Source organism: Xanthobacter wiegelii (assembly GCF_043193855.2).
Lineage (GTDB): Bacteria > Pseudomonadota > Alphaproteobacteria > Rhizobiales > Xanthobacteraceae > Xanthobacter > Xanthobacter flavus_A.
This window is the reverse complement of sequence record NZ_CM195529.1, coordinates 275,519-288,548: the sequence shown is the minus strand read 5'-3', so window position 1 is coordinate 288,548 and position 13,030 is coordinate 275,519. Positions and strand designations below refer to the sequence as shown.

Here is a 13,030-nt window from a genome sequence, read left to right as displayed (position 1 = left end):
ACAAATAGAGCACACCCGGTGTGCTCTAGAATTCGATCTCGTCGTCGGCGCCCGGGCCGGCGAGGTAATCCTCCTCCGAGGGTGCGAGGCCCTCGTCGGCGGGGGGCTCCTCGCGGGTGCGCACGTCCACCACTTCGGCGCCGGGGAAGCGGGCGAGCACGGCGGCCACCAGCGGATGGGCCTTGATGCCCTCCTCCCGCTCGGCCTTCACCGCCGCATTCTCCTCCGCCAGCGTCGGCCCGCCGGACTGGGAGGAGACGGAGACCATCCAGCGCCGGCCGGTCCAGTCGTTGAGCTTGCGGGAAAGATCCTGAATGAGGCTGCCCGGCGCGCCGGGCACCAGCGCCACCTCGATGCGCCCGTCCTCCACATGCACGGGGCGCAACTGCGTCTCGATGCCGTGCTTCAGGGCAAGGTCGCGACGGGCCGCGGCAAGGGCCGCCACGTCGGCGAGGCTGCCGAGGCGCGGCCCCTCGGCCGGCAGCGCCGCGCGGGCATCGGTGCGAATCTCTTCGCGCGGCTGCGGCCGGGCTTCCGCCGGGCGGGGCGCGAGGGAGAGGCGCGGACCGCCACCACCACCCCCGCCGCCGGAGGGCAAGGACGGCGCGGCGGGCGCGGGGACCGGCTGGTCCTTCAGCCGCCGAAGCGCCTCGTCCGGGGTCGGCAGGTCGGCGGCATAGGCGAGGCGCACCAGCACCATCTCCGCCGCCTGGGCGGGCTTCGGCGCCTGCTGCACCTCGCCGATGCCCTTCGAGAGCATCTGCCAGGCGCGGGCCAGCACCCGCATGGAGAGGCCCTGGGCCATCTCGGAGCCACGCACCCGCTCGGCCTCCACCAGCGCGGCGTCGTCGGCCGCATCGGGCACGATCTTCAGGCGGGTGACGAGATGGGTGAAATCGGCGAGGTCTGTGAGAATGACGGCGGGGTCGGCGCCGGAATCGTACTGGTCGCGGAATTCCGCCAGCGCACGGGCGATCTCGCCCTTCATCAGCGCCTCGAACAGGTCGATCACGCGCCCCTTGTCGGCGAGGCCGAGGAGGCGCCGCACCTCGTCCGCGCCGACCGTGCCGCCGCCGTGGGCGATGGCCTGATCCAGCAGGGACAGGCTGTCGCGCACCGAGCCCTCGGCCGCGCGGGCGACGATGGAGAGCGCCTCCGGCTCGATGGTGACGCCCTCGCGCGCGCAGATGCCGGAGAGGTGCGCGGCCAGCGTGCCCGCCTCCACCCGGCGCAGGTCGAACCGCTGGCAGCGGGACAGCACGGTGACGGGCACCTTGCGGATCTCGGTGGTGGCGAAGATGAACTTCACATGCTCCGGCGGCTCTTCCAGCGTCTTCAGCAGCCCGTTGAAGGCCGCCGTGGAGAGCATGTGCACTTCGTCGATGATGTAGACCTTGTAGCGCGCCATTACCGGGCGGTAGCGCGCGCTCTCGATGATCTCGCGGATGTCGTTGATGGAGGTGTTGGACGCGGCGTCCATCTCCATCACGTCCACATGGCGGGATTCGATGATATCGCGGCAGTGCTTGCCCATCACCGCCAGATCGAGGCTCGGCCCGCCGGCGGCGCCGTCCGCCGGCTCGTAGTTCAAAGCGCGGGCAAGGATGCGGGCGGTGGTGGTCTTGCCCACGCCGCGCACGCCGGTGAGGATATAGGCCTGCGCGATCCGCCCCGAGGAGAAGGCATTGCGTAGGGTGCGGACCATGGCCTCCTGGCCGATGAGGTCCGCGAAATTCTGCGGGCGGTATTTGCGCGCCAGCACCCGGTAGGCGCCGGGGGAAGCCTCGGTGGGTGCGGTCTGGGCGGGCGCTGGGGCGGCAGGCGTCGGCGCAGCCTCGGGCAGGCCGAGGTCGAAGCCCGGTCCGTCCTGCTGGTCGTCGATCTGCTGCTCGTCGCTCATCTGGCTGCCTTCGGGGCCGTCGCTGGCCTGTCCCATACATAGCATCGCGCGCCCGCACGTCGATGGCCGCTGCGCCAAATCCCCGCCGTCCACGGCTTTGCAGGCCGCAGAGCCGAGAATGCTGGCGTCCGGAGCCCGGCCGTGCTTACACCCGGTCGCCCCCAAACCTTGGACCAGATCGTGACCCAGCCTTCCCCCTACATCGCCATCGTCGGCGCCGGCCCCGCCGGGCTCGCGGCCGCGGAGGTGTTGTCAGCGGCGGGGATGCGGGTGGCGCTCTACGACCGCATGCCATCCGCCGCGCGGAAATTCCTGATGGCGGGGCGCGGCGGGCTCAACCTCACCCATTCCGAGCCGGCCGACGCCTTCCTCGCCCGCTACGGCACGGCGGCGGAACGCCTCGCCCCCGCGCTGGCCGCGTTCCCGCCGCAGGCCCTGCGAGACTGGGCGGCCGGGCTGGGCGAGGAGACGTTCGTCGGCTCCAGCGGCCGCGTCTTCCCCAAGAGTTTCAAGGCCTCACCTTTGCTGCGCGCCTGGCTGGGCCGGCTGGCGGCAAACGGCGTCACCTTCCATCCCCGCCATGACTGGCGGGGCTTCGACGCCGCCGGTGCCCTGCTGTTCGAGACGCCGGACGGCCTGGCCGAGGTGAAGGCGGATGCCGTCATCCTCGCCCTCGGCGGCGCCTCCTGGCCGCGGCTGGGATCGGATGGCGGGTTCGTTCCGGCGCTGCGCACCCTCGGCGTGGCGGTGAAGGATTTCGTGCCGGCCAATATGGGCGTTCTCGTCCCATGGTCCGAGGTCTTCCGGCAGAAGTTCGCCGGCACGCCGCTGAAGCGCATCGCCCTCACCTTCAACGGCGTGACGGTGAAGGGCGAGGCCATGGTGAGCGCGTCCGGGCTGGAAGGCGGGGCCGTCTACGCCCTCTCTGCGCCGCTCCGGCGGGCGTTGGCGGACGGCCCCGTGATCCTGCACGTGGATCTACGGCCCGACCTCGACGGCGCAGAGCTGGCGAAGCGGCTCGGCGGCGGGCCGGGCAGCGCCTCGCTCTCCACCTTCCTGCGCAAGGCGGCGGGGCTCGCGCCGGTGGCGGTAGGTCTCATCCGCGAGGCGACCGGCCCCGCGCGGCCTGATCCGGCAATGCTGGCCCGCCTCATCAAGGCGCTGCCGCTGACCGTCATCGGGCATGCCGGGCTGGAGCGGGCCATCTCGTCCGCCGGCGGCATCGCCTGGGATTGCATCGGCCCGGACTTTTCGCTGCTCGGACTGCCGCCCCATCTGCCGCCGGTGTTTGTTGCCGGCGAGATGCTGGATTGGGAAGCGCCCACGGGCGGGTATCTCCTTCAGGCCGTCATCGCCACGGGCCGGGCCGCCGGTGCCGGCACACTGGCGCGCCTCAGCCGCTGAAGCCGCCGTTCGCGAGATAGTCTGCCTCTTCCGGCGTGGTCGCGCGGCCGAGGATGACATTGCGATGGGGGAAGCGGCCGAACCGGTCGATGCACTCCTGGTGGATGAGCGCATAACGCAGCCCGTCCTCCTGCCCCAGCCCTTGGTAGAGCGCGACGCATCTCGCCTGCGCCGCCCGGTCCTCGGCATGCATGAAGGGCAGATAGAAGAAGCTGCGCAGCGCATCGGGAATGGACGGGTCCTTGTCGAACCCCCGATCCAGCGCCTTCTGAGCCGCCGCCAGCGCCATGGCATCCGTGGCGAAGGCCTGCGGCGTGCCCCGGAAAACGTTCCGCGGCACCTGATCCAGCAGGATGATGCGGGCGAGCGCGCCGGGCGCAGTGCCCTGCCAGCCGTCGAGAGCGCTTGCCGCCGCCGCCTCATGGGCTGGCAGCAGGGCGTCGCGGACCTCGGCGTCGAAGGCCGGGCCGCCGCCGAACCACTTCTCGCGGCCGGCGGCCTGCCAGAAGGAGAGCACCGCTTCGGATGTGGGGACGCGGGCGCTCATCGGGCCATCCCCGGAGGCGCCAGCGGGTTGTCGGTGAGCGCGGCACGATCCGGCATGTCCACCTGCGGGATACCAAGGAAGGCGTTGAACAGGCGGGCGATCACCTGCGGGTCGAGGTCGCGCACGATCATCACGAGGCGGCTCCTGTGGTCGTCGTCGGGCCAGCCGGGAAGGCGGGCGGGCGGGTGCATCACATGCTGCACGGCATGAAGCACCACGGGCGTCTCCGGTTCCTCGGCAAGCTTCACGATGCCCTTCATGCGCAGCAGGCTGGCGCCATGGGTCGCCCGCAGCAATTCGAGGAACAGGTCCAGCGTCGCGGCCGGAATGGCGGCGTCGGTGGCAAGGGTGAAGGCGCGGATGCGGCTGTCGTGCCGGTTGGGGTCGAGACCCGAGGGATCGACCTCGGCCTGCGCCGCCGCCACGTCCTCGGCGGCGAGCCAGCGGGCGACATCCGGGATCCGCGTCTGCGCATCGAACAGGCCGGCGCCGAGCAACGCGGCCGCCGTCGCTTCCCCCGCCGCCGCATCGACGATCTTCGCCCCCGGGGCGAGCCGATGGAGCCGCGTCCTCAGCGCGTCGAGGGCTTCGGTGTCCGTGACGAGATCGGTCTTGGTGAGGACGATGCGGTCGGCCACCGCCGCCTGCTTCACCGCCTCGGCATGGGCGTCGAGGGTAGCGTCGCCGTTCACCGCGTCGACCACGCAGACGATGCCGTCGAGCCGGTAGCGCAGGCCGAGATAGGGATGGGTCATCAGCGTGTGGATCACCGGCGCCGGATCGGCAAGGCCGGTGGTTTCGATGACGACGCGGGAGAAGGGCGGCAGGCGATCGTTGTCGCGGCCGCGCAGCAGATCCTCCAGCGCGGCGACGAGATCGCCCCGCACGGTGCAGCACAGGCAGCCGGAGGACAGCATCACGATGCCCTCCTCCACCGACCGCACGAACAGATGGTCTAGCCCCACCTCGCCGAACTCGTTGATGAGGACGGCGGTGTCGGCCAGCGCGGGATCGGCCAGGAGGGCGTTGAGCAGGGTGGTCTTGCCGGCGCCGAGAAAGCCGGTGAGCACGGTGACGGCGATGGGCGCGGGCGGGCCGCGGCGCGGCGTGGCGGCTTCTGGTTCGGAAGCGCCTTGCTGTGGGAAGGCGTCGGAGGAGCCCGGCATGGGACGTTTCCCGGCAGGAGGGATGGATTGCCTCCCTGCCTCTACGAGACGATCTGCGGGGTCAAGAGTGCGGTTGGCAGCAGGCGAAGACCTGCCGCCTTATGTCGCCGATGTTCTGCGAGGAACCGGCGACCAGCGTCTCCGAAACGCCAGGGTTAGCCGGCGATCTACGTCGCCGGTTTGGGGGCCGGTGCGGTTGCCTCGGGTTTGGCGGGCGCGGGGGCCGGCTTTGGCTTGGGCTTCGGCGTGGCCGTGCTTCCGGCAGCGACGGCGCCCTGCGGCTGCACCTGCTTCTTTTCGGCGGAGGCCGGCTTCTTCGCATCCCCGCTGGGCTTGTCCCCGCTGGCCTTGGGCTTGTCGGAGGTGGCGGCGGACTTGCTGTCGGGCTTCGATCCGGCAGCCGCCTTGGGCTTCTTCGGCGGATCGGGCTCGTAGGCGGTGGCGTAGTCCTCCACCGCGTTGCGCGTGCCCACATAGACCGGAACGGGCGGCATGGAGGGCGGCAGGGTCTGCAGCAGCTCGGCGCCGGACTTGGGCAGCGCGGGCGTCGCGAAGGAGAAGCTGGAGCTCGCCTGCGGATCGGGCTCGTCGTCCGCCTCGGACGCGGTCACGGCGCGCTTGCCGCCGCACACCTCGGCCCGCATGTCATAGATCGGCCCGCTGCTGTTGGGGATGGCGGACAGGAGCGGGGCGGCCGCGCCGAACACCGACCACGACGACTGGAAGCCCTTCTCGAACAGCAGCGCAGCCTGCTCGGTGCGGGCGGTGCCGGAGCGGGCGCCGAGGATGACGGCGATGAGGCGCTTGTTGCCGCGCGTCGCGGTGGCGACGAGATTGTAGCCGGAGCCGCAGACGAAGCCGGTCTTCATGCCGTCAGCGCCGGGATAGCGGTCGATCAGGCGGTTGTAGTTGCGCAGAACCACCTTGCCGATCTTGATGGCGGGGATGCGGAACAGGGCCTCCTGCTCCGGGAAATGATAGATGATGGCGCGCGCCAGGATGGCGAGATCGCGGGCCGTGGTCACCTGGTCGGGGTCCGGCAGGCCGTTGGGGTTCTCGAAATGGGTGCCGGTCATGCCGAGGTGGGCGGCGGTGGCATTCATCTCGGCGACGAAGGCAGGCATGGAGCCGGCGACCCCCTCGCCCACCAGCCAGGCCATGTCGTTGGCCGACTTCACCAGAACCATCTTCAGGGCGTTGTCGAGGGTGACGACGGTGCCCACCTTGAAGCCCATCTTGGACGGCTGCTGCGACGCCGCCGCCGGCGAGACGGGGATGGGCGTATCGAACTTCAGCCGGCCGTTGCGCACGGCGTTGAGCGCCACATAGACCGTCATCAGCTTGGTGACGGAAGCGGGATGCCAGGGGCGCCCGGCCTCCTTCTGCTCGATCACCCGGCCGGTATCGGCCTCAACCAGCAGGATCGGATTGGCACGGGCCGGCGCGGCGGCGGCGAGCGCGAGCCCGAAAACGGCCAGCAGGCAGCCGATAAACGAGGCTCGGAGGGCGAAACGTGATGTCGTGGGCGCCAACCGATCCGCTCCCTGTTGAGAAATCGCGCGCAGGAACTGCCCTTCCATAACCGGTTTCGCTTGCGCGGAAAAGGCGCAATGGGGCGCACGGCCGATGCGGCACAGGTCGAAGCCTCGCCTAGTCTGCCACAATTCTGCCCTACTCCTTTAATGCGCGAAACCTTTACGACGAAGACTTCAGCTTGTCCTTGACGGTACGCAACCCCGAGCCGCCGCACCCGTTCAGGTTTCGGCGATCGCCGCCGACGCCGGCCGCTCGGTCTCTTCCGCGCCTGCCATGAACTGTGCGCGGGCGAGCGCCGCGAAGCGTCCACCAAGGCGCACCAGCTCCTCGAACGTGCCGGCCTCCACCACCTGCCCATGCTCGAACACCAGGATGCGGTCGGCATTGCGCACGGTGGCGAGGCGGTGGGCGATGACGAAGGTGGTGCGGCCCTTCATCACCTCGTCCAGCGCCGCCTGCACCTTCACTTCGGTGGCCGCGTCCAGCGCGCTGGTCGCCTCGTCGAGGATCAGGATGGGCGGGTTCTTGAGCAGCGCGCGGGCGATGGACAGGCGCTGGCGCTCGCCGCCGGAAAGCGCGCGGCCGCGCTCACCCACCACCGCCTGGAGGCCGAGCGGGTTGCGCTCCACCAGCTCCAGCGCCTGCGCGCGGGCCAGCGCCTCGCGCATCTCCGCCTCGGTGGCGTCGGGCTTGCCCACCCTGAGGTTGTCGGCGATGGAGCGGTTGAACAGCAGCGGCTCCTGGAACACCACGCCGATGGCGTGGCGCAGGGAGGAGAGCGTGACGTCCCGGATGTCCTCGCCGTCGATGCGGATGGCGCCCGATTGGGGGTCGAACACCCGGTGCAGCAAGGCGAGGGCGGTGGACTTGCCCGCGCCGGTCGTGCCGACGAAAGCGAAGGTCTGGCCGGGCTCGGCGTGGAACGACACGTCCGCCACCGCCGTGCGCTTGCCGTCATAGGAGAAGGACACGTCGTCGAATGTCACGTCGCCCTTCACCGGCGGCAGCGGCTTGGCCCCCGGCCGGTCGCGCACCGCGCCCACCGTGTCCAGCACATCGAAGAACTGGGCGAGCTGCGGCGCCGACATCATCAGCCGGTTGAAGAAGGACACGGTGTGGTCGAGGCGGCCGATGAGCATGTTGGCGAAGGCGACATAGGTGACGATGTCGCCGATGTTGGCGAGGCCCTGCATGTAGAGCCACGTGCCGATGAGCAGGATGGCGAGGATGGTGAGGGTGGTCGCCGCCTTGGTGGCCATGGACACCATGGCCCACCACGACAGCACCGGAATCTGCACCGCCAGCACCCGGTTCACCGTGTCGCGGAGGCCCGAGACCTCGGCCTCGGTGCGGGTGTAGCTCTGGATCACCGCCACGTTGCCCAGCGCGTCGGAGGTCTGCTCGGCGAGGTCGGAATTGTATTCCTCCACCTGCCGCTGCATGGCCTCGGTGCGGCGGATGACATAAGCGGTAACGGCGCCGAACACCGCCATCAGCACGATCAGCACCAGCCCCAGCCGCCAGTTGAGGTAGATGCCCACCGGAACGAGGATGATGAGGGAGAGGATCGCCGCGCAATCCTCCCGGAAGAAGGACAGCCAGAGCCCCCACAGGGCGTCGACGCCTTCCAGCATCACCTTCAGCAGGCGGCCGGAATGGGTTTCCCCGTGGAAGCTCAGCGGCAGTTGCAGCACATGCTCGAAATATTGCGTCAGCACGCCCAGCCGGCGCCGGTGGGAGAGGCGGTCGGCGTGGAGCGAGATCAGCACCCCGGCGCCGATGTTGAACAGGCCGAAGCACACCCAGGCCGCGAGCAGCGGCACGAGGTCGTCGGTGTGCGGCAACCGCTGGGCGGCCTGGGCGGTGGCCAGCGCATCGATGATGCGGCCGAACAGGATGGGCTCGGCGAACTGGGACACCGCCAGGGCGAGGTTCGAGCCAGCCAGCAGCGCCCCCAGCCGGGCCTCCGGTCCGAGGAGGCTGATGGTGCGGGCATAGACGCGCAGAAGGCTCATGCGGACGGGCTCCGGTCCCTTTGCGCCACAAAAGCGAAGGCGGGGCCATGTTGCAAGGGGATGGGACAAATGCACCCGTGCCGCGCCCGGGCAGGCAGCGCCTCGCTTGACATTCGGCGGGCCGCCCGCAGTCTGCGGACAGCTTTGGCGGGGGTCTCGATTGGGCGAGGAACAGGCGACGGACGCGCGGATCGCGGCATCCCCATTGGCATCCCCGGCGCCGGATCATTCCCTCGAGGCCAGCGCCGCGCGCATCCTTGCCCGCCATCGCGACACCATCAAGGTGCGCAAGCCGCATCTTGCGGTAGCCAATCTCGCCCGCATCCTCGGCGCGGCGCTGACGCTCGCCAACCGCCACGGCTTCCACGCCATGACGCTGCGCCAACTGGCGGAGGAATCCGGCCTCAGCATGGGCGGGCTCTATTCCTACCTCGACAGCAAGGACACGCTGCTCCTCATGATTCTGGAGGAGGTGGCAGAGGCGGCGGAAGGCGCCCTCGCCGGAGCGCCGCAGGCGGTGCGCGCGGACCCGGCCCGGCACCTCGCCTGGCTCGTCGAGCGGCACATCCTCCTGACCGAGGCCATGCACCCCTGGTTCGTCTTCGCCTACATGGAGGCGAAGGCCTTCCCGCCCGAAGCCCGCAAGCGCGCGGTGGAGAGCGAGCGCACCACCGAGCGCATCCTCGCCGACGCCATCGCGGAAGGCATGGGACAGGGCACGTTCGCCGCGGGCGATCCGCTGTTTGCGGCGACGCTCATCAAGCCGCTGCTGCAGGACTGGTATGTGAAGCGCAGCAAATACCGTGAGCGCGGCATCGAGGCTCCGGCCTATGCGGAAAAGGTCAACGCCTTCGTGCTGAAGGCGCTGGCCTGACGCTCAGGTGAAGGCCGCCGCCCGCGCGGCGAAGGCTTCGGCGAGGCGGCCGGTATCTGCCGCGCCCTCGGCCGCCGCATTGCCGGCCCTGGCCCGCGCTGCGATGCCTTCGAAGATCACCGCCCAACGGAATAAGGCGAACGCCATGTGGAAGGCGGTCAGCTGCGCCCCGTGGGTCGCGGCGGCCTGATAGGCCTCGACGAAATCGGCACGGGCGGGAATGCCCAGCGCATCGAGGTCGAGCCCGTCGATGCCGCCATATTCCTCCGGCCGCGACACCCAGGCCATGGCGCAATGGGCGAGGTCCGCGAGGGGATGGCCGAGCGTCGACAATTCCCAGTCCAGCACCGCCACGACCTCGGGCCGGGTGGGATGGAACATGAGGTTGCCGATGCGGTAGTCGCCATGGGCGATGCGACTGGTCTCGTCCGCCGGCACATGCTCCGGCAGCCAGGCCACGAGGCGGTCGATGTTGGCGTCCTCGCGGGTCTTGGAGAGGTCCCACTGGCGGGTCCAGCGGGCGATCTGGCGGCTGAAATAATTGCCGGGGCGGCCGAAGTCGGACAGCCCCACGGCAGCAGGGTCCACATTGTGCAACGCTGCCAGCGTCTGCGCCATGGCCGCGTACATGGCCCGACGCTCCTGCGGCGACACGCCCGGCAGGGTGCAGTCGTGAAAGACGCGGCCGTCCACCTTCTCCATCACGTAGAAGAGGGTGCCGATGACGGACCTGTCCTCGCACAAAGCGAGCACGGGCGGCACCGGCACGCCGGTTCCGGCCAGAGCGTGCATGATGCGGTATTCGCGATCCACCGCATGGGCGGACGGCAGAAGCTCGCCCGGTGGCTGCTTGCGCAGCACGAGGGCGCGATCGTCATAGGTGACGAAGAAGGTGGGGTTGGATTGCCCGCCCGAAATGGCCTCGAAGCGCGGCGCGCCGGAGAGGCCGGGCACGCGGGCCTTGAGCCACGCATCCAGCGCGGCGGAATCGAAGCCGGGGGAGGAGGCAGGCGCGCTCACGCGGTTTCTCCCGCCACCGGCCAGTTCCAGAAATCATCGCCTTCCTTGTCCAGGAAGCGGTTGAGCACCATCTCGTGCACCGCATCCGCCCCGTCCACGATGCGGGCCTGCCGGGCGTAGCGGTAGATCCACTCCAGCACCGTGTCCTTGGAATAGCCGCGCGCGCCGTTGATCTGGATGGCGGTGTCGGCGGCGAGATGCAGGGTGTTGGCGGCCTTGATCTTGGCCATGGAGATTTCCTTGCGGGCGAGCCCGCCGCGGTCCAGCTCGAAGGCCGCCTTCATGACCAGCAGGCGACCGATCTCGATCTCCATGGCAATGCGTCCAAGCATGGTCTGCACGCTTTCGCGATCGGCGAGCCGGATGCCGAAGCCCTCGCGCACCGCCGCATAATCGCGGGCGATGGCCACCGAGCGCATGGCGAGGCCGAGCCAGCGCATGCAGTGGGTGAGCCGCGCCGGGCCGAGGCGAATCTGGGTGACCTTGAGGCCATCGCCCTCCTTCATCAGCACGTCCTCGGGCGGGATGGTGAGGCCGTCGAACTCCAGCTCGCAATGCCCGCCATGCTCTTCGGGCCCCATGATGGGAATGCGCCGCACGATGCGCCAGCCCGGCGCGTCGCGATGGAAGGCGAAGGCGGTCAGGCCCTTGCGCGCATCGTCCGAGGTGCGGGCGACGATGATGAAATGCGCCGCCTCCTCCGCGCCGGTGATGAACCATTTGCGGCCGTAGATGCGGTAGGAGCCGTCCGGCTGCTTCTCCGCCCGGGTGAGCATCATGGACGGGTCGGAGCCGCCGCCGGGATGGGGCTCGGTCATGACGAAGGCGGAGCGCACCTCGCCGCGGGCGATGGGGGCGAGCCAGCGGGCCTTCTGGTCGGCGGTGCCGACCTGCTCCAGCACCATCATGTTGCCGTCGTCGGGGGCGGCGGAATTGAACACCACCGGGCCGAAGATGGAGCGGTTCATCTCAGTGTAGCACACGGCCATGCCCATGCGGCCGACACCGAGGCCGCCATTCTCCGGCTTCAGCTGGAGGCACCAGAGCCCTTCCGCCCGCGCCTTGGCACGCAGGCGCTCCAGTGGCGCGGCGGCGATGTTCTCGTGCGCGTCATAGGCCGACGGGTCGCTCTCAAGCGGGATGATCTCCTGCGAGACAAAGCCGGCGATGCGGCTACGGAGGTCTTCCAGGGCCGGCGAGATGGTGAAGTCCATGGATGCGCCCTCAGGTGCGATCAGAAAAACGAGCGAGCGCTCGCTTTTTATATCGGATGCACGGCGTTGGCAACGGCTCCGGCGGCCATGCCGCCGGTTAACACCGGCAAATCGGACGTTGAACTTGCCTACTCCGCCGGCGTCTTGGACGCGGCAGCCCTTGCTTCCGCCTCGGCCTCCGCGGCGGCGGCCTGCTCCTTGCCGGCCAGGCGCAGGCTAAGTTCGCGCGCGCCGAGCAGGGTCAGGGCGAAGGCGAACGGCACGATGTAATAGAACAGCCGGAACACCAGCAGCGCGCCGAGCAGTTCCGCCTTGTCGAACTGCGGCAGGGCCACCAGCAGCGCCGCGTCGAACACCCCGAGACCGCCCGGCGCGTGGCTCGCGAAGCCGAGCAGGGTGGCGGTGACGAAGATGACCGACAGGCTGATGGGGTCGATATAGGGCGAGGCCGGCATCAGCATGTACATGGCGGCCGCGCACAGGCTGAGGTCGAGGATGCCGATGCCCACCTGCAGCAGCGTGGTGGGGCCGCGCGGCAGCGTGACGAACCAGCTCGAGCGGCCGATGGTGCGTGGCGCCAGCGACACCCAGGTGATGTAGGCCACCAGCGCGCACAAGGCGCCGACGCCGATGAGCCGGTTCACGAAGGGCGGCAGCTGGTCCACGGCGGTGGCCGCCTCGGGGTGCAGCGTGATGCCGAGGCCGAGCACGGCGATGTTGCCGAGCCAGAAGGTGAGGCCGGCCACGAAGCAGATCTTCGCCACGTCGATGGCGCCGAGGCCCCAGGCGGAATAGATGCGGTAGCGCACCGAGCCGCCGGTGAAGACGGTGAAGCCCACGTTGTGGCCCACCGAATAGGAGCAGAAGCCGGCCAGCGCCGCCGTGCGATAGGGCACATGGCCCTTGCCGATGGTGCGCAAAGCGAACCAGTCATAGAAGGTGAGCGTCAGATAGGCGCCGGCCACCAGGAAGAAGGCGATGGCCACGTCGCGCGGGTTCTTCTCGCGCAGGGCATCCAGCACATCCGACCATTTGAGGTTGTGCAACATCCGGTAGAGCACGACCGCCGCGAAGGCGATCACGATCAGGCTCAGGATGAAGCCAAGGCCATGCAGGCCCACGCGCTCCTTGAAGAACGTCGATACTCTCACCGCCAGAGTGCGCGCAGCCATATCGTCACCGTTCCCCCCGCCCGCGACGACGTCGGACGCCCCTGTTGTAGTTTGGTCCCCTGCCCTATGGGGAGCCTTTTTTTGAGGCGCGTCGATCGCGGTCAGGCCGTCTTTCGGTTCGTGAAACACTATAAGCCCTGCCTGAGGCTGGGATCGGACGAGCCGCCGGTGCCGGAGCGGAC

Annotated in this window: 10 protein-coding genes; 2 read left to right on the top strand and 8 right to left on the bottom strand. The window is 69.6% G+C overall.

The window, feature by feature from the left end; all coding sequences use genetic code 11:
• Positions 1–25: 25 nt before the first annotated feature.
• Positions 26–1,900: a DNA polymerase III subunit gamma/tau gene (locus V5F63_RS01305; protein WP_394101414.1), complete on the bottom strand. Its 1,875-nt coding sequence runs from the start codon at positions 1,898–1,900 to the stop codon at positions 26–28.
• A gap of 180 nt (positions 1,901–2,080) precedes the next feature.
• Here V5F63_RS01305 and V5F63_RS01300 point away from each other — a divergent pair, with 180 nt between their 5' ends.
• Positions 2,081–3,304, top strand: coding sequence for a TIGR03862 family flavoprotein (locus tag V5F63_RS01300; protein ID WP_394101342.1), 1,224 nt, complete (start codon positions 2,081–2,083; stop codon positions 3,302–3,304).
• On the opposite strand, the gene V5F63_RS01295 is transcribed toward V5F63_RS01300, so the two are convergent.
• The 4 genes from V5F63_RS01295 to V5F63_RS01280 all read right to left on the bottom strand — a co-directional run bounded on the left by V5F63_RS01295 (position 3,294) and on the right by V5F63_RS01280 (position 8,568).
• Positions 3,294–3,851, bottom strand: coding sequence for a DUF924 family protein (locus V5F63_RS01295; protein WP_394101341.1), 558 nt, complete (start codon positions 3,849–3,851; stop codon positions 3,294–3,296). The genes V5F63_RS01300 and V5F63_RS01295 overlap by 11 nt on opposite strands.
• Positions 3,848–5,017, bottom strand: coding sequence for a CobW family GTP-binding protein (locus V5F63_RS01290; protein ID WP_394101340.1), 1,170 nt, complete (start codon positions 5,015–5,017; stop codon positions 3,848–3,850). The genes V5F63_RS01295 and V5F63_RS01290 overlap by 4 nt, the downstream gene beginning before the upstream one ends.
• Before the next feature lie 167 nt (positions 5,018–5,184).
• Positions 5,185–6,549 carry a D-alanyl-D-alanine carboxypeptidase family protein gene (locus tag V5F63_RS01285; protein ID WP_394101339.1) on the bottom strand — a complete coding sequence of 455 codons (1,365 nt, stop codon included), beginning with the start codon at positions 6,547–6,549 and terminating at the stop codon, positions 5,185–5,187.
• A 222-nt stretch (positions 6,550–6,771) separates the two neighbouring features.
• The gene (locus V5F63_RS01280; protein WP_394101338.1) at positions 6,772–8,568 is read right to left on the bottom strand and encodes a glucan ABC transporter ATP-binding protein/ permease; all 1,797 of its coding nucleotides are present in this window, start codon (positions 8,566–8,568) and stop codon (positions 6,772–6,774) included.
• Between the two features lie 160 nt (positions 8,569–8,728).
• Between V5F63_RS01280 and V5F63_RS01275 the strand changes: the two genes are divergently transcribed.
• Positions 8,729–9,442, top strand: a complete 714-nt coding sequence (locus V5F63_RS01275) for a TetR/AcrR family transcriptional regulator (RefSeq protein WP_394101337.1) — start codon at positions 8,729–8,731, stop codon at positions 9,440–9,442.
• Between the two features lie 3 nt (positions 9,443–9,445).
• Here V5F63_RS01275 and V5F63_RS01270 read toward each other — a convergent pair whose 3' ends face one another.
• From V5F63_RS01270 to V5F63_RS01260, 3 genes are all read right to left on the bottom strand, one after another.
• Positions 9,446–10,462, bottom strand: a complete 1,017-nt coding sequence (locus tag V5F63_RS01270) for a phosphotransferase family protein (protein ID WP_394028333.1) — start codon at positions 10,460–10,462, stop codon at positions 9,446–9,448.
• Positions 10,459–11,676 (bottom strand): acyl-CoA dehydrogenase family protein, encoded by a 1,218-nt coding sequence (locus tag V5F63_RS01265; RefSeq protein ID WP_394101336.1) that lies wholly within the window; start codon positions 11,674–11,676, stop codon positions 10,459–10,461. The genes V5F63_RS01270 and V5F63_RS01265 overlap by 4 nt, the downstream gene beginning before the upstream one ends.
• Positions 11,677–11,804: 128 nt before the next feature.
• Positions 11,805–12,848: a lysylphosphatidylglycerol synthase domain-containing protein gene (locus V5F63_RS01260; protein ID WP_394101335.1), complete on the bottom strand. Its 1,044-nt coding sequence runs from the start codon at positions 12,846–12,848 to the stop codon at positions 11,805–11,807.
• Positions 12,849–13,030: the final 182 nt, after the last annotated feature.